General features: G+C 65.2%; 18 protein-coding genes. 13 read left to right on the top strand and 5 right to left on the bottom strand.

Annotated elements, in window-relative coordinates:
• Positions 1 to 92 precede the first annotated feature (92 nt).
• From hemC to I6L33_RS06530, 4 genes are read left to right on the top strand one after another with little or no spacing between them, the layout of a single operon-like run.
• Positions 93 to 1,022, top strand: a complete 930-nt coding sequence (gene hemC, locus I6L33_RS06545) for a hydroxymethylbilane synthase (RefSeq protein WP_216973747.1) — start codon at positions 93 to 95, stop codon at positions 1,020 to 1,022.
• Positions 1,023 to 1,068: 46 nt separating this feature from the next.
• The gene (locus I6L33_RS06540; protein ID WP_216974107.1) at positions 1,069 to 1,803 is read left to right on the top strand and encodes a uroporphyrinogen-III synthase; all 735 of its coding nucleotides are present in this window, start codon (positions 1,069 to 1,071) and stop codon (positions 1,801 to 1,803) included.
• A complete protein-coding gene (locus tag I6L33_RS06535) occupies positions 1,800 to 2,876 on the top strand; it encodes a uroporphyrinogen-III C-methyltransferase (protein ID WP_139396879.1) in 1,077 nt (358 codons plus the stop codon). Before I6L33_RS06540 ends, I6L33_RS06535 begins: the two co-directional genes overlap by 4 nt.
• A 10-nt stretch (positions 2,877 to 2,886) precedes the next feature.
• A complete protein-coding gene (locus I6L33_RS06530; RefSeq protein ID WP_208200281.1) occupies positions 2,887 to 4,050 on the top strand; it encodes a heme biosynthesis HemY N-terminal domain-containing protein in 1,164 nt (387 codons plus the stop codon).
• A 168-nt stretch (positions 4,051 to 4,218) separates the two neighbouring features.
• Here I6L33_RS06530 and I6L33_RS06525 read toward each other — a convergent pair whose 3' ends face one another.
• Both I6L33_RS06525 and glpX read right to left on the bottom strand, forming a co-directional pair.
• The gene (locus I6L33_RS06525; protein ID WP_005308237.1) at positions 4,219 to 4,470 is read right to left on the bottom strand and encodes a YkgJ family cysteine cluster protein; all 252 of its coding nucleotides are present in this window, start codon (positions 4,468 to 4,470) and stop codon (positions 4,219 to 4,221) included.
• Between the two features lie 168 nt (positions 4,471 to 4,638).
• Positions 4,639 to 5,649, bottom strand: a complete 1,011-nt coding sequence (gene glpX, locus I6L33_RS06520; RefSeq protein ID WP_005308234.1) for a class II fructose-bisphosphatase — start codon at positions 5,647 to 5,649, stop codon at positions 4,639 to 4,641.
• A gap of 220 nt (positions 5,650 to 5,869) precedes the next feature.
• Here glpX and I6L33_RS06515 point away from each other — a divergent pair, with 220 nt between their 5' ends.
• From I6L33_RS06515 to I6L33_RS06485, 7 genes are all read left to right on the top strand, one after another.
• Positions 5,870 to 6,934 (top strand): porin, encoded by a 1,065-nt coding sequence (locus tag I6L33_RS06515; protein ID WP_010635316.1) that lies wholly within the window; start codon positions 5,870 to 5,872, stop codon positions 6,932 to 6,934.
• Positions 6,935 to 7,051: 117 nt separating this feature from the next.
• On the top strand, positions 7,052 to 7,963 hold the full coding sequence (locus I6L33_RS06510) for an ABC transporter substrate-binding protein (RefSeq protein ID WP_139726486.1): 912 nt from the start codon (positions 7,052 to 7,054) through the stop codon (positions 7,961 to 7,963).
• A 227-nt stretch (positions 7,964 to 8,190) separates the two neighbouring features.
• A complete protein-coding gene (locus I6L33_RS06505) occupies positions 8,191 to 10,233 on the top strand; it encodes a TonB-dependent siderophore receptor (RefSeq protein WP_216973746.1) in 2,043 nt (680 codons plus the stop codon).
• A gap of 65 nt (positions 10,234 to 10,298) precedes the next feature.
• Entirely contained in the window at positions 10,299 to 10,919 is a 621-nt protein-coding gene (locus tag I6L33_RS06500) for a PepSY-associated TM helix domain-containing protein (RefSeq protein WP_216973745.1), read from the top strand.
• Positions 10,920 to 11,095: 176 nt separating this feature from the next.
• Positions 11,096 to 12,133 (top strand): acyltransferase, encoded by a 1,038-nt coding sequence (locus I6L33_RS06495; RefSeq protein ID WP_216973744.1) that lies wholly within the window; start codon positions 11,096 to 11,098, stop codon positions 12,131 to 12,133.
• Positions 12,134 to 12,260: 127 nt separating this feature from the next.
• On the top strand, positions 12,261 to 12,833 hold the full coding sequence (locus tag I6L33_RS06490; RefSeq protein ID WP_010635321.1) for a hypothetical protein: 573 nt from the start codon (positions 12,261 to 12,263) through the stop codon (positions 12,831 to 12,833).
• A gap of 125 nt (positions 12,834 to 12,958) precedes the next feature.
• On the top strand, positions 12,959 to 13,393 hold the full coding sequence (locus I6L33_RS06485; protein WP_010635322.1) for an N-acetyltransferase: 435 nt from the start codon (positions 12,959 to 12,961) through the stop codon (positions 13,391 to 13,393).
• Here the strand turns inward: I6L33_RS06485 and I6L33_RS06480 are convergent.
• Complete coding sequence (locus I6L33_RS06480; protein ID WP_025202308.1) at positions 13,390 to 13,755, bottom strand: helix-turn-helix domain-containing protein; 366 nt, start codon at positions 13,753 to 13,755, stop codon at positions 13,390 to 13,392. The two genes, I6L33_RS06485 and I6L33_RS06480, sit on opposite strands and share 4 nt — an antisense overlap.
• Positions 13,756 to 13,876: 121 nt before the next feature.
• On the opposite strand from I6L33_RS06480, the gene I6L33_RS06475 reads away from it, so the two are divergent.
• Positions 13,877 to 14,182 carry a monooxygenase gene (locus I6L33_RS06475; RefSeq protein ID WP_117405465.1) on the top strand — a complete coding sequence of 102 codons (306 nt, stop codon included), beginning with the start codon at positions 13,877 to 13,879 and terminating at the stop codon, positions 14,180 to 14,182.
• On the opposite strand, the gene I6L33_RS06470 is transcribed toward I6L33_RS06475, so the two are convergent.
• Positions 14,163 to 14,708: a GNAT family N-acetyltransferase gene (locus I6L33_RS06470; RefSeq protein ID WP_216973743.1), complete on the bottom strand. Its 546-nt coding sequence runs from the start codon at positions 14,706 to 14,708 to the stop codon at positions 14,163 to 14,165. The two genes, I6L33_RS06475 and I6L33_RS06470, sit on opposite strands and share 20 nt — an antisense overlap.
• 5 nt (positions 14,709 to 14,713) lie before the next feature.
• The gene (locus tag I6L33_RS06465; protein ID WP_017764633.1) at positions 14,714 to 15,334 is read right to left on the bottom strand and encodes an outer membrane beta-barrel protein; all 621 of its coding nucleotides are present in this window, start codon (positions 15,332 to 15,334) and stop codon (positions 14,714 to 14,716) included.
• A 213-nt stretch (positions 15,335 to 15,547) separates the two neighbouring features.
• On the opposite strand from I6L33_RS06465, the gene I6L33_RS06460 reads away from it, so the two are divergent.
• On the top strand, positions 15,548 to 16,186 hold the full coding sequence (locus I6L33_RS06460; protein WP_216973742.1) for an exopolysaccharide biosynthesis protein: 639 nt from the start codon (positions 15,548 to 15,550) through the stop codon (positions 16,184 to 16,186).
• Positions 16,187 to 16,241: the final 55 nt, after the last annotated feature.

The following is a 16,241-nucleotide window of genomic DNA, read 5'->3' as shown; positions in this document are numbered from 1 at the left end:
AGCTTGGCCCCGCTTTTGCCGGCTGTGCCATGAAAGCCCCTGCAAAGGGTGGTAAGATCGTTTTCCTTCTAAAGATGAAACAATTGATTGATATGGCAGCCCGAACCCTGAAAATTGCCACTCGCAAGAGCCCCCTGGCCATGTGGCAGGCCAACTTCGTCAAAGACCGGCTGGAAGCCCTGTACCCCGAGTTGCAGGTCGAGCTGGTCCCCATGAGCACTCAGGGTGACAAGATCCTGGATACCCCGCTCGCCAAGGTCGGCGGCAAGGGGTTGTTCGTCAAGGAGCTGGAAACGGCCATGCTGGAGGGACGGGCCGACATCGCCGTGCACTCCATGAAAGACGTGCCGGTGGAGTTCCCCGAGGGGCTCGGCCTGCACACCATCTGCGAGCGCGAAGATCCGCGCGATGCCTTCGTCTCCAACCGCTTCACCGCCATTGACGAGCTGCCGCAAGGCGCCGTGGTCGGCACCTCCAGCCTGCGTCGCCAGTGCCAGCTGCGAGCGGCACGCCCGGATCTGGTCATTCGCGACCTGCGCGGCAACGTCAACACCCGTCTCGCCAAGCTGGACACCGGTGAATATGACGCCATCATCCTCGCCGCCGCCGGCCTGAAACGGCTGGAGATGGCGCACCGCATCACCGCCTTCATCGAGCCAGAACAGAGCCTGCCTGCCAACGGCCAGGGCGCGGTCGGCATCGAGTGCCGCCTCGACGATCACGAGCTGCACGCCCTGCTGGCACCGCTCGAGCACCCCGAGACCCGGATCCGGGTGCTGACCGAGCGCGCCATGAACCGCGCCCTGCAGGGGGGGTGTCAGGTCCCCATCGGGGCCTACGCCCTGGTAGAGGGAGAAGAAGTGTGGCTGCGCGGCCTGGTGGGCAGCCCGGATGGCAGCCGCGTCATCCGCGACGAGATCCGCGGCCCACTGGCCGACGGCGAGGCCCTCGGCCATACCCTGGCCCAGCGCCTGCTGGCCGATGGTGCCGATGCCATCCTGGCCGAGGTCTACCGGGCATGAGTGCGGGCCTGGTCGAAGCATGGCCGCCATGCCGGACCCAACCCTGATGGTCCCGCTGGTGGTGCGCACGGCCGCCCAGGCCGCCGAGCTGGTGGCGCTGCTGCGCCAGCACGGCCACGCACCGCTCTGCTGCCCGCTGCTGGAAACCGTGGCGGGCGGCGAGCTGCAGCGCCTGCCCGAACTGCTGCCCCAGGCCGACATCGTCATCGCCGTCAGCATGCATGCAGTTAATTTCACTCATCATTTTCTGTTGCAAACTGGTCAGACCTGGCCAAATATTGACTACTTTGCAGTCGGCCAGGCCAGCGCGGACGCCTTTTCGGCCGTCGGCATCACGGCAGCCTGCCCGGAGGATCCGCGCAGCGAGGGGCTGCTGGCCCTGCCCGGTCTGCAACAGGTGAACGGCAAGCGGGTGCTGATCCTGCGCGGCAATGGCGGCCGGGATCTCATCGCCCGGACGCTGGCCTCACGCGGCGCACTGGTGCACTATTGTGCGGCCTATGAGCGCCACTACCCCGCTCTGGACGGGGACGCATTGACCCGCCACTGGCAGGCGGCCGGGCTCGACAGCCTGCTCGTTACCAGTGGCGAACTGCTGCAACGGCTGCTGGAACTGGTCCCGGACCAACAGCAGCCCTGGCTGCACGACCGCCTGCTGGTGGTCCCCAGCCCGCGGGTGGCCGAACTGGCCGCGGCGGCGGGCTTTACCCATATCACGATTGCCCAGGGTGCATCCAACCAGGCCCTGACGGCCGCTCTGGAACTGAGGAAGATGGAATGACTGAACAGCAAGAAGTCCAGCCGAGTGCCGCGGCCTCCGTGGCCGACAACAAGCAACCCGGCCAACAGGTCAGCAACAACAAGAAGGGCGGCTCGGGTGCAGTGCTCGGCGGTATCGCCATCCTGCTGGCTCTCGGCCTGACCGGCGGACTCTATCTGCACGGCCACCAGAACGCGGTGGCCCAGCAGGCCGAACTTGGCGCCCTCAAGCAGCAGCTGGCTGACGCCATGGCCAAACTGGATCAGAGCAACAACAAGGATGGCGAACAGCTGGCCGCCCTCGGCAAGCAGCAACAACTGCTGCAGGACGAGCTCAAGGGTCTGCAGACCCGGGTGCTGGATCTCAACGACAAGCGCCCCAACGACTGGATGCTGGCCGAATCCGAATACCTGGTGCGGATGGCCGGTCGCAAGCTGTGGCTGGAACACGACCTCGTCTCCGCCATCACATTGCTCGGCAATGCCGACGAGCGCATCAAGGCGCTCAACGATCCCAGCCTGATGCCCATCCGCAAGGCGCTGGCCGAAGACATCGCCCAGCTCAAGGGGATGCCGCGCATCGACCGCGAAGGGCTGACCCTGAAGCTGGCCGCCCTCTCCGATCAGATCGAGCTGCTGCCGCTCTCTACCGTCAGCATGCCGGAAGCCAAGAGCGAGCCCGATCAGGCCGTCAGCACCAACCCGGACGAGTGGGAGAGCAATCTCAAGAAGAACTGGGTCAAATTCACCGAGAACTTCATCACCATCCGCCGTCGTGACGGCGCGGTGGAGGCCCTGCTCTCCCCGCAGCAGGAGATCTTCCTGCGCGAGAACCTCAAGACCAAGCTGCTGCAGGCCCAGCTCGCCGTCTACCGTGAGCAGCAGGCCCTCTATGACGACAGCCTGGACAAGGCCCAGCGCTGGCTGACTCAGTATTTCGACACCGACAACAGCGCCACCCACTACATGCAGTCCGAGCTGGACAAGCTCAAGGGGGAGCAGATCCAGTTCAACTATCCGGATCGCTTCAAGACCCAGGCCATGCTGGAAGAGGTGCTGACCGAGCGCCTGCAGCGCATTCTGGCCAGCAACTGAGGAGGGCACCATGATTCGTCTGATTGTACTGGTGGCCGTGATGGTGGCCGGCCTCATCTTCGGCCCGCAGGCCTCCGGCAACAAGGGCTATGTGCTGATCTCGCTGGGCAACTACACGGTGGAGTCCTCGGTCACCAGCGCGGTGATCCTGGCGGTGCTGTTTTACGGTCTGCTGCTCATTGTCGAGTGGGTGCTGGGCCGGGTATTCGGCCTGCGCCGCAAGACGCTGGGCTGGTATGGCTCGCGCCGGCGCCGCAAGGCCAACCAGCAGACCGTGGCCGCCACTCTGGCCATGGCCGAGGGGCACTACAGCCAGGCCGAGAAGCTGATGCTCAAGGGCGCCAGCAACAGCGACACCCCGCTGCTCAACTACCTGAGCGCCGCCAAGGCGGCCCAGGCCCGCGGCGATGACGTGCGCCGGGATCAATACCTGCAAAAGGCGCAGGAGGAGAATCCCAAGGCCGAGCTGGCGCTGACCCTGACTCAGACCCAGCTGCAGATCGAGCAGGGCCAGTACGACACCGCGCTGGCCATGCTGGAATCCGTCTACTCCCTCAACCCGCGCCATCCCATGGTGCTGGACCAGCTGCGCCAGGTACACCTGGCCCGCGAGGACTGGACCGCCCTCATCGACCTCATTCCGGCGCTGCACAAGGTGGGCAAGCTCACTCCCAAACAGGAAGAGGATCTGCTGCAACAGGCCTGGCGCGGCCGCCTCAGCGCAGCCAGCGGCGCCCTCGATACCCTGCGCCCGGTGTGGCAGGCGCTGCCGCGCAAGCTGCGCCAGGATCCCGAGCTGCTGGCCGCCTATGGTGATCGCCTGCGCCAGCTGGGGGCCGACAATGAAGCCGCCGAGCTGTGGCTGGATGCACTGCGCAAGCAGGTCTCGCCCCAGTTGCTGGCCCGCCTGCCCAAGCTCAAGCTCGACAGCTACCAGCCCCTGCTGACCCTGCTGCAGAAGATCCAGGATCAGCCGGGCGTCGACGCGGCGCTGGCCCAGGTCTACCTGCTGGCCGGTCAGCTGGACGAGGCCCAGCGTCTGCTGGAGCAGGAGGTGGCAAAGGCGCCGAATGCCGCCGTCTACCACGCCCTCGGCCAGGTGATGGACAAGCGCCGCCTCACCAACAAGGCCAACGAGTACTACCGCCAGGCATTGCAGCTGGCCGACGTCTGACACCCGTTCGTCGCGAAACAAAAAGAGGCCGCAGTTGCGGCCTCTTTCTATCTATTGGGATTATTGGGATTGCTTCGGATGGCTGCACTCCCTGCTCCCCTCGCGGGAGAAGGGTCGGGGATGAGGGGAAACCAGCAACCACCCTCTCCCTGAAGAAGAGGGTGAGACTCAGGCCGTCATGCGCTCCAGCTCACCGATAAGCCAGATGGCCTCTTCCCTGTGGTAGCCGCACACGTCCTGCATGGGGCGAAAACCGCTGCACACCGCCGGGCGCTCGGGCTGGCCGAAGATCTTGCAGCCCAGCCGCGCATCGAGCTGCACGCAGGGCACGCCAGCCGGTTTGCCGTCGGGCATGCCGGGAATGGCGCTGCTGATACTGGGGGCGATGCAGCAGGCACCGCAACCTTGACGACATTCCATGTAATGCTTTCCTCGGCAGGGTGCGCCAGTGTAGCAAAGGGCGGGGATTTTCCTCACTGTTATCCCGGCCCTGCCATGAAATAGTGCCCTTGCCAACAGACAACAAAAAGCCCGACAGCGTCGGGCTTTTCAGGCGGTACCATGAGGGTTGCCCCACGCTCATCCGGCTTACAGGATGATGTCGCGCACCACGCTGTCTTTGCGGTCCAGGAAGTGGATCGACTTGATGCGACGGATGGTCCGCGACTTGCCACGGATCAGCAGGGTCTCGGTGGTCGCCATGACGCCGTCGCTGGTGATGCCGTCCAGCAGATCACCCTTGGTGATGCCGGTGGCCGAGAAGATGACGTTGTCATTCTTGGCCAGGTCTTCCAGCTTGAGCACCTTGCTCACGTCGATGCCGAGCGCCTCGCAGCGGGCAATTTCCTGCTCGCCCAGCGCACGCACTTCCGGGCTGTCGCCCTTGACCTGATGACGGGGCACCAGGCGGGCCTGCATGTCACCGTCCAGCGCACGGATCACCGCCGCCGAGATCACCCCTTCCGGTGCGCCGCCGATGCCGTACAGCATGTCCACTTCGCTGTCCGGCAGACAGGTGAGGATGGAGGCGGCCACGTCGCCGTCGGGAATGGCGAACACCCGCACGCCCAGCCCCTGCATCTCCTTGATCGCCTTGTCGTGACGCGGCTTGGCCAGAGTGATCACGGTCAGGCGGGAGAGCGGCTTGCCGAGCGCCTTGGCCACGGCCTTGAGGTTCAGCTCGAGGGCCTGATCGAGGTCGATGGCACCCTTGGCCTTGGGACCCACGATCAGCTTCTCCATGTACATGTCGGGGGCCTTGAGGAAGGAGCCCTTGTCGCCAACGGCCAGCACGGCCAGGGCATTGGCCTGACCCATGGCGGTCATGCGGGTACCCTCGATGGGATCGACCGCGATGTCCACCGCGTCGCCCATGCCGGTCCCCACCTTCTCGCCGATGTAGAGCATGGGGGCTTCGTCAATTTCACCCTCGCCGATCACAATCTCACCATCGATCTGGATCTGATTGAGGATATGGCGCATGGCCGCAACGGCCGCCCCATCGGCGATATTCTTGTCACCACGTCCGAGCCACTTGTAGCCAGCCAGTGCAGCCGCTTCCGTCACTCGGGAAAACTCGATTGCCAGTTCACGTCTCATCGCATATCCAACCTTTGGAGCTCGAAAACGGGCGGCATTCTACCACAAGGGCAAACCTTTGCGCGCAAAAGTGGCGGTTCGTCACACAAAACACGGCCCTTTCACCAATTTGACATCAAACCGCCACCGACACTTCACGAGAGTGTCACCCCGCTGTCATCCCCCCTGCCTAGCATGGCCCCCGTCTTTTACAACAAAGCTTGCAACACAAGGGATTAAGATGAAAAAGCTGACTGTAGTGGCACTGGCTCTCACCGCGGCCTTCCAGGCTCAAGCCGTTGAAGTTTACAAGAATGACACCACCACCCTGGATCTGTACGGCCGCATCTACGCCGGCCAGTTCTTCGGTGACAAGAAGGAAGGGGTCGACAGCACCCATCCGAACGGAACCCAGGAGTACAGCGACAAGCAGGGCGCCAACCAGTTCGTCCGCTTCGGCGCCAAGGTCGACAGCCAGATCAACAGCCAACTGAAGGCGCTGGCCCAGTACGAAGTGCAGATGTACATCAACGACAGCGAGAAGACCATCAGCGAGAACTCCGACAACCTGCGCACCCGCCTGGCGTTCGCCGGTGTCGGCGCCGACTGGGGCAACATCACCTTCGGTCGCCAGAAGGGGGCCCCTGGCTTCCTGGCCGACTGGACTGACGTCTCCCTCTCCGACGGCTACGGCAACGAGGCCCTCGGCGCCAAGACCGACACCTTCGCCACCAACCGCGCCGGTTCCGTGCTGAAGTACTCTGGTCTGTTCAACGGCTTCCAGATCGATACCAGCTACAAGTTCGACGGCGGTGACACCGAAGAGACCACCAGCAAGGACAGCGATGCCGCCTACGGCGCCGCCGTGGCCTACACCTTCCCGTTCAATCTGGCGCTGGGTACCGCCTATAACGTGGGTATCCGCGACAAGAACGGAGAAGAGGATGCCAAGCTGTGGCTGCTCTCCGCCAAGTACGACAACAAGGCCGTCTACGCCGCCCTGAGCTATGCGGACGGCAGCGACTTCCTGGCCACCGGCAAGGATCACACCGGCTGGGAAGGGGCGCTCGGCTACAACTTCGAGAACGGCTTCGGCCTGATGGCGCTGTGGAACAAGCAGAAGGTGGAGCAGTCCGGCAAGGCTGACTACGACTCCATCGACTACTACACCCTGGGCGCCCAGTACAAGTTCAACAAGAACCTGCGTGTCATCGGCGAGTACCGCATCAACAATCTCGACAGCAAAGAGAGCGGCAAGCTCAACGTCAAGGATGACTTCCAGCTGGCGGCCCGCTACGACTTCTAAGTCGGGCCCCTCTGCACTGCGCGCGCCGGCTGATGCCGGCGCGCTCTTTTTGGTCCGCCCCGACGCGCCCGGCCCTCCATGATCTAGGCTCAACAGAGCCAAGACGAGGAGATCATCATGCCGCTACGCCTGCTCATCTGCTGCTGCCTGCTCTGCGCCCTGCCCGTTCAGGCGCTGACCATCGCCATGGTGCTGTGGCGCGGCGAAACGGACGCCGAGCGCGGCTTTCGCGACGAGCTCAACCGGCTCGGCCATCACCCCATCTTCGTCACCTTCAACGCTAATCAGGACAGAACCGCGCTGGCCACCCTGCTGCGCCAGCAGCTGCTGCCCTCCCTCGCCGATTACGACTACATCTACTGCTTCGGCACCACCGCCACGGCCATGGTCAAGAGCCTGGTGGGCAACCGCAAGCCGCTGATTTTCAGCATAGTGTCCGACCCCGTCGGGGCCGGCTTCCTGTCCGACGACAAGACGGAAAACCGGATGGTGGCCGGCACCAGCAACATGGTGCCGATGGCGCTGCAGCTCGCCAACGCCCGCCGCTATCTGCCCGCCAGCAAGGGGCTGCTGCTGCCATTCAACCCGCGCGAGCAGAACACCCTGCTGACCGGCGAGATGCTGCTGCGCGAGGCCCGTCGCTACCAGTGGGAACTCACCACCTGGCGCATCGCACCGGACAAGCGGCGACTGGCCAACGAGCTCAAGCGGCTGCAGCGCGACGCCAAAGAGAGCATCGTGTTTCTCGCCGCCGACAGCTACCTGCTCTCCATCGCCCCCGAGCTACTGGCCGCCCTCAACGAGGCGGGCATCCCCACCATCTGCAGCGCCGAGCTCTATGTGGAGCACGGCTGCACCATCGGCACCATCAGCAGCTATCAGGCCCTCGGCCGGATGGCGGCCAACATCATCCACCGCAACCTGCAGGGCACCCCGCTGCAGGATATCCCGCTGCAGACCGACCCGGCGCCGCGGCTGGTGCTGGGCAAGCAGCTGGCCGGGATCGCCCCCGCCGCCGCCGACCACTGAGCCCCTCATCCCCCTTCTTCTCTCCTCCCGTCACCTTGCCGACAGGGCCTCCTGCCGGCAGGGCGAGCCATCCGATACCCAGCCCCATCATCAAAACATGTTTCTATTGCACAGCTAATGAAAATCAATATCATTAGCATCCTCTCAAATGAGAGAGAACAAAATAATTACAAATAAATCAACAAGTTCAGACCATCAGGTCGCTTCTTCAAGAGTCAACACGCAACATGCACACACCTCACCACCCGCGCACTCTGCTGAGTGTCGCCCTGCTGGCCCTGAGTGCCGGCGCGCACGCCGAAGACGAGACCATGACAGTGGTCGGCAAACGCAGCCAACATGAAGAGGTCGCCACCGCGACCCGTACCAACACCCCGGCCAAGCTGGTGCCGCAGGCCATCGACAGCGTCAAGGCCAGCGAGCTGACCGCCTTCGGCCAGCCCACCCTGAGTGAGGCGCTGACCGGCATCCCCGGCGTCAACGCCAGCGGTGACACCCGCTTCGACGGGGTCAACATCCGCGGCTTCAGCGCCAGCAACGACTTCTATCTGGACGGTTTTCGCGACGACATGCAGTACACCCGCGACCTTGGCAACACCGAGCGGGTCGAAGTGCTCAAGGGGCCGGCGGCGGTGCTCTATGGCCGTGGCAGCACCGGCGGCATCGTCAACCGGGTCAGCAAGAAGCCACAGAAAGGGCTGGAGTCCAGCGTCAGCGCCCAGGTCGGCAGCTTCGACAGTCGCCGGCTGGCTGCCGACCTGAACGGTGAAGCGGGTGAGCAGGTGCAGGTGCGCCTCAACCTGGCTCAGGAAGACAAGGACAGCTTTCGCAACGGCGTGACCAGCAAACGCACCCTGCTGGCCCCCTCCGTCAACTGGGAGATCAACGACAAGCTGAACTGGCTGCTGCAGTACGAGCGCAACGAGCACGACCGCACCCCGGATCGCGGCATCCCCGGCGTCAACGGCCGCCCGGCCGACGTGCCCAAGGAGTATGTCTACAGCGATACCCGCCGCGACTTCATCGACGATGTGGCCCAGTCCACCCGCTCGCGCCTCAGCTGGGACATCAACGATCAGTGGCAACTGCGCCAGCAGCTGGGCTACACCAGCCTCGACAGCCAGTTCGACAACACCTATGTCACCAGCGTCAAGGGTGACAAGGTGACCCGCGCCCGCTGGCAGCAGGATCTCAAGGCCAACAGCCTGATCAGCAACACCGAGGTCGAAGGCCAGCTGCAGACCGGCCCCGTCGAGCACCGCCTGCTGGTGGGCTTCGAGCAGAACTGGCAGGAGCGCACCCCCAAGCTCTACCAGAACGCCACCGAGATCCCGGCCGGCAACCTCTATGATCCGGGCTCCCTGCCCACCTACGACGGCGCCATGAAACTCTCCAGCGACGCCAATCACAAGGTGCGCGGCTACGGCCTCTATGTGCAGGATCAGCTCAGTCTGGGCGACTGGCACCTGCTGGCAGGTCTGCGCCGCGACGACTTCACCGTCACCAGCCGCCGCAACGACCTCAACAAGGAGGAGACCGTCTCGGTCACCAGCCTGAGCCCGCGTCTGGGTCTGGTGTGGAACCCGATCGAGGAGCACGCCTTCTACGCCTCCTACAGCAAGACCTTCACCCCGGTGGGCGGGGAACTTATCGGCATCACCCCGGGCGACAAGAACAACAACCTGGATCCCCAGCACACCCGGCTGTACGAGGGCGGCGTGAAGAGCGACTGGCTGGATGGCCGCCTGGCGACCACCCTCTCCCTCTACCGGCTGGAGATGTACAACAAGCGCAGCAAGGATCCGCTGGATCCCACCAAGGTGATCCTCACCGGTCTGCAGCGCACCGAGGGGATCGAGCTGAGCGCCCGCGCCCAGCTGACCGACGAGATCTACCTGCGCGGCGGCATCGCCATCCAGGATGCCGAGCAGGTCAAGGCCGACGCCGATCTGCAAGGCAAGCGGCCGATGAACGTCTCTCGCCAGAACGGCGAGCTGTTCGCCGGCTATCAGAGCGGCAAGCAGGGCTGGTTCGGCGAGACCGGGGTGACCGCGGTGGGCGATCGCTTCGCCGACAACGCCAACACCACCACCCTGCCCGGCTACGCCCGCTTCGACGCCCGTGCCGGCTACCGCTGGCAGCAGTGGGAAGCCCAGCTGAGCGTGGAGAACCTGACCGATCACGACTACTTCGTCAGCGCCACCAGCGCCTCCCAGATCATGCCGGGCACACCCCGTCAGCTGCATCTGAGCGCCGCCTACCGCTTCTGATCCCTCCCTTTTCCCGATCCCTCTGGCCAGCTCCTGCTGGCCAGATTTTTATGAAGCACCGAGCAATGAGACGCAGAAAACTCCCCCTGCACAACAACAAGTGGGTGCGCCGCATCCACGCCTGGGCCGGCTTTGCCACCCTCACCCTGATGCTGCTCTACGGCCTCACCGGCCTCTGGCTGCAACACAGGGCCGTGCTGCCGCTGCCCGGCCCCCACACCGAGAAATCCAGTGAAGAGATAGTACTGAGCGCGCCGCTGACCAGCCCGGATGAGCTGAAAAGCCTGCTGCAACAACGCTATCCAGCAGGGTTCGAGGAGGGGCGCGTCCAGCTCAGCCCGCCCCAGACCCTGCCCACCCCCGACGGCCCGCTCACCCTGCCGGCCCGCTGGGAGATGCGCGGCGTCACCCTGAGCGAAAGCGTGGCCGCCAGCTATGTGGAAGGCACCCTGCTGGTGCGCACCGAACTGCAACAGGCCAACTTCGCCGCCAGCCTCAACCGGCTGCACCGTGGCATGGGCACCGGCCTGCCGTGGCAGCTGGTGGGGGATCTGGCGGCGCTGGCCATGCTGCTGCTGGCCCTCACCAGCCTGCTGATGTGGAACAAGCTGCATGGCCCGGCCGCGCGCGGCATCGCCCTGCTGCTGCTGGGCGCCCTGGTCACAGTGCTGGTGGCCCTGCTCTAGGGCGTTTACCGACGACAAAACGGGATCGGCCTCTCGGCGGCGGTAACCTTGCCTGCACCTCGGGTAACAAAGGGTAACCGGCCGCCGATGGGGTTCACAGTTGCCGGCCTGGCGGCTGGATGGGGGCCGCCCGCAGCTGCTAGGGTGCGCCCTCAATCCCTGCGGCAAGAGGCAGCATGCGCATCTCCAGCATCGAATGCGGACGGGTAGTGGCCATCCTGGCGGTGATGACCATTCACCTCTCCCCCTTCAGCAACCCCTTCGATCCCACCCTGTGGGACGGCACGCCCTACCCCCTGCTCGGGGCCATCATCAACCAGCTCTGCCGCTTCGCGGTGCCGCTGTTCTTCCTCTGCGCCGGCTACTTTCTGCAACCCGCCCTCGCAGCAGGCCACCCCCTGACGGTGGCGCTGCGCTACTGCCGCCCCCTGCTGGGGCTCTGGCTGGCGTGGAGCCTGCTCTACCTGCTGATCCCCTTCAACCCACTCGCGGCGGTGAGCGAGGGCTACCTGCCAGCCATGGCAGGCCAGTGGCAGATGCAGCTGGGGGATCCGCTCAACGTCTGGTGGGTGGGCGGCATGATCCACCTCTGGTTCCTGCCCGCCCTGATGCTGGCGGTGCTGATCCTGGCGCTCTGCCAGCAGGTCCGCCTGCCAAGGCTAGCCCCGCTGCTGGGTGCTCTGCTCTACGGGCTGGCCCTGCTCGGCGGCTCCTATGGCCCGCTGCTGCTGGGGGGCGAGTGGGCCCTGCTGACCCGCAACGGCCCCTTCTTCTCCCTGCTGTTCGTGGCCCTTGGCACCGAGCTGCGCCTGCGCGCCTGGCAGCCGGATGCCAGGCGCTGCGCCCTGCTGATGGCGGCCGGGATGGGGCTCTACGCCCTGGAGGCTTGGGGCCTGCTGCACCTGGCCGCCGTGCCCCTCAACCGCCACGACTTCCTGCTGGGTTCGCTTCCCTGGGCGCTGGGGCTGTTCGGCCTGCTGCTGGCCAACCCGGGCTGGGGCAAGGGCAGCTGGCTCGAACGCCAAGCCCCCAAGGTGCTGGGCCTCTACTGCCTGCACATGATGCTGGTGGTGTGGCTGATGATCTTCGGCCCGCAGGGCAAGCAGCTGTGGTGGGAGCTGCTGAAGGTGCCGGCGCTGCTGGCGCTCACCCTGCTCGGCTATCGGCTGTTGGCGGCGATCCCGGCCAGTCGCTGGCTGCTGCGGGCCCGCTGAGGGGGATGAGGATGGGAGGGAGGCAGATCCCTCCCCACTCGAGGCTGAATGATGGGTTCAATTTTTATTCATCGCGGATAGATAAACTCCGGGACTCCTTAAACGCGAACCCAGGAGTCATCATCCCATGACGTTGTTCACCAAGACCCTGTTTACCAAGCGAGCCGGCCTTGTCCTCGTTCTGCTCGCCGCCAGCGGCTCCCTCAGCGCCGCCGAAATCGCCAACAACAACATCACCGAAGCCGAGATCAAGGCCGCCCAGGATGCCTGGGGCAAGGCCCTGATCCAGATCAGCGACGACTACCGCAGCGGCGGCATCGACAAGGCCAGGGCCACCGCCGGCGCCGTGCTCGACAGTGCCTACGGCTACGCTCAGGGGCCGGTACTGTTCAAGCCGACCCTGGCCGGCGGCGAGCAGACCTTTCGCATCAACCGGGAGGGGGCGCTGGCCTACTTCGTCGGCAACAACAAGGCCTATCCCGCCGACAGCGGCTTCGCCCTCAAGAACTGGCAGAGCTACGACTACAGCAATGCCGCCGTCTACATCAACGGCGACATGGCCCTCACCATGGGCAAGGTGCACCTGACCGACCGAGACAACAAGCAGACCACGGTCGACAAGACCTGGGGCTTCAAGAAGGGGGACGACGGCAAGGTGCGCATCGTGCTGCACCACTCCTCCCTCCCCTACGCCGGCTAACGGCAACAGGCGGCCTGCGGGTCGCCTTTTTTGTTACGAGGGCTCCACTTTTGCCCGCTGGCGGGTGACGGCAGAGCCTGTGCTGCTACCATGCCCCTCTTTTGACGAATCCAGACGAGACACTCATGCAGATACGCCCCTTCACCCCGGCCGACACCGAGGCCGTCCTCGCCATCTGGCTGGAGGCCTCCCTGCAGGCCCACCACTTCATCGAGCCCGCTTACTGGCACGCCAACCTGGCGCCGATGCGGGAGATCTATCTGCCCGCCGCCGACAGCCAGCTGATCTGTCGGGATCGGCAGGTACTGGGCTTCTACTCCCTGCACGAGGGATCCCTGGCCGCCCTCTTCGTGGCCCCCGCGCAGCAAGGGAAAGGGTTGGGCAAGGCCCTGCTCGAGCACGCCAAGGGGCAGTTGCCGACCCTGCGGCTGCAGGTCTATCAGCAGAACCGGACCGCGTGCGACTTCTATCGCGCGCAAGGATTTCAGGTGGCGGCCGACGCCGTGGATCCCCACACCGGCTGCGCCGAGTGGGTAATGGTCTGGCCGGCGCAGGCTTAACGGCGCTTGGCGGGATGGGGCTCCTCGCGGGCCGCCTCCGCTTCACTCAGCGCCAGCAGATCGCCGTGGCTCAGCGCGAAGTCGTGCATCTGCTGGAGCAGGGGGGTCAAGGCGACCCCGAGCGGACTCAGGCTGTACTCCACCCGGGGCGGCACGTCCGGGTAGAGGGTGCGGATGATGACGCCGTCGCTCTCCAGCTCCTTGAGCTGGGCGGTGAGCACCTTCTGGCTCACCTCGGGCAGGCTGCGACGCAGGTCGCCAAAGCGCAGGGTCTGCGCGCACAGATGAAACAGGATGGCCGGTTTCCATTTGCCGGCCAGCAGGCGCAGCACCCGATAGGCGGGACAGGGCAATGAGGACAAGGGATGGCTCGCGAGTGGTTACTTTGCGGTAACTATGCCACGAAAATGTGCCTTCTTGCAGCCAAGTTGCCGGCTTCCTATGATGCGGATTCCGTCAATCAACGCCCACGAGAGGTGCACCATGCCCAGCCTGCTGCAGATCCATTTCAACTTCCCCACCGAGCTGATGGGGCCGGCCCTCACGAGCGCGGCCATGCCGCTGGCCGAGTCCATCACCCGGGAGCCGGGCTTCATCTCCAAGATCTGGACCGAAAACCCGCGCACCGGCGAGGCGGGCGGCATCTATCTGTTCGAGGATGAGGCGAGCGCCCTCGCCTACGCCACCATGCACGAGCAGCGGGTGCTCGCCATGGGCGCCAGCGCGGTGCAGTTCAAGCTGTTCGACGTCAACGAGCCCCTCAGCCGCCTTACCCGTGGTCTGCTGTGATCCCCTTGCCCAGCACCAGGCGGTAGCAGCCATCCTGCTGCCAGACAAAGCCCAGCCGCTCAAACAGCCGCTGGCTGGGCAGATTGTCCGGCTCGATATCCGCCACCAGCGTGGCAAGGCCGAGCTGGCGGGCATAGGCGATCAGGGCCGTCAGCGCCTCTGCCATCCATCCCTCTCCCCAATGTCGGCGAGCCAGCATGCAGCCCACCTCTGCCTGGCGCAGACCGGCCTCGTTTGCAAAGCTGTGCAGGCCGCAGGTGCCGATAAGGCGCTCGCTGTCGCGCGCCACCAGCCCCCACTCCAGCGACTCGCCGGCGGCCAGCAACCGCTCCACGCTCGCCAGCATCTGCGCCACGGTGGCGAGGGAGGGAAACGGCGGCTCGCCGACGAAGCGCATCACCAGAGGATCCCCGTAGATGGCGAACAGATCGGCGCTGTCTTTGGCATCAAACGCCCGCAACAGCAGCCGCGGGGTCGACAACGAAGGCAGTGTACGGGGCAGGGGCGGCAGGGCGCTGCGGTGCATCAGGCTCAAAAGCGCAGGGTCAGGCCGATATTGGCCTGCCACTGGGTCACCAGCTCGCCGCGCACCTTGAACACGCACTGGTCCGGGTTGCAGAGAAACTGGCTGTTGTCGTTGACCAGGGCGCCATAACCGCGCACCTCGGCCCGCAGCGCCAGATGTTCGGTCAGGCGCGGCTGCACCCCGAGCGCCAGCGACATGGAGGGGGCGACGTCGCTGTCGTAGGCGGCGAAGCGGGTCGCCCCGATCCCGGCGCCGATATAGGGGGCCATCAGGTTGTCCGACAGGGTGAGCGCCCCGGCGAAGTGGAGGGTATCCACCGTCAACCGCTCCGGCTGATCGGGGGAGAGGTGGGTGGACTGGTGGCTGTAGAGCAGCTCTATCATGCCGGGGTCGTCCACCTCCCTGCTGATGAACAGGCCCCAACTGCCGGAGCGCTCCCCCTGCAAGGACTCCAGCCGGGTGGCGACAGGCGTCGGTTGGGGGTCGTCATTGGCCTCGAAGTCGATGGCCGAGCTGTAACCGAAGAACGGCGTCACCTGCCAGCCGGGGGCGGCCTCTCCCTCGGCGCTCCAGGCCTGCCCCAGCGGCAACAACAGCCCCATCATCATGATCCCTGCTCGTTTCATCACGGCTCCTCCGTGCGCTGCACCAGTGCCCGTCAAGCATATCAGAGCCCCCTGGCCCCTATCCTAAACCCAGCCTGTATCGCGCCGTTTTCGCCGCAAGGATCACACTCGGCCGTCCCGCCCGTTATTCATCCCCGATTAACCTCTGCCCCGTATGCTGGCCGGCAGCTGGCTCATGGTGGGCCGGTGCCACTCACCAGAAGGACACAGGGAATGGTTGCCGCGCAACTCAACGACCCCCAGAACAAGCTCTCCGACACCCTGCGGGCCACCGCCCACGCCATCGAGGATAGCCATATCAGCCTGCGCCAGATGCTGGCCCTGGTCGGCGAGCAGGGCATGCTGCTGTTTTGCGTGCTGCTCACCGTGCCCTTCCTGCTGCCGGTCTCCATCCCCGGCGTCAGCACTCCGTTTGGCCTGTTGATCCTGTTTATCGGCATCGGCATCACCCTCAACCGGGTGCCCTGGCTGCCCGCCATCCTGATGGAGCGCCGCTTCGCCGCCGATCAGCTCAAGCCTACCCTGCACAAGGGGGCGGACCTGCTGGCCCGCATCGACCGCTTCATCCGCCCGCGTCTGCTGTTGCTGACCGGCAGCAGCACCATCAACCGCTGCAACGGCCTGCTGATCATGCTGGCGGCCCTGCTGCTGATGCTGCCGCTGGGCGCTATTCCCTTCACCAACGCCATGCCGGCCTGGGCCATCCTGCTGCTGGCCATCGGCATGCTGCAGCGCGACGGCCTGTTCGTCGCCAGCGGCTACCTGCTGGTGAGCGCCACCCTGGTCTGGTTCAGCGCGCTGGCCATCGGCCTGCTGATGGCCGGCCAGAGCGTCTCCCCCCTGCTTGGCTAACGGCAACACCAAGAAAAAGGGCGACCCATGGGTCGCCCTTTTTGACTTGTGCGGG

Source organism: Aeromonas sp. FDAARGOS 1403, from assembly GCF_019047325.1.
In the GTDB taxonomy this organism is placed as follows: domain Bacteria; phylum Pseudomonadota; class Gammaproteobacteria; order Enterobacterales; family Aeromonadaceae; genus Aeromonas; species Aeromonas dhakensis.
The sequence above is the reverse complement of the archived record's forward strand: the minus strand, read 5'-3'. Positions and strand labels throughout refer to the sequence as shown.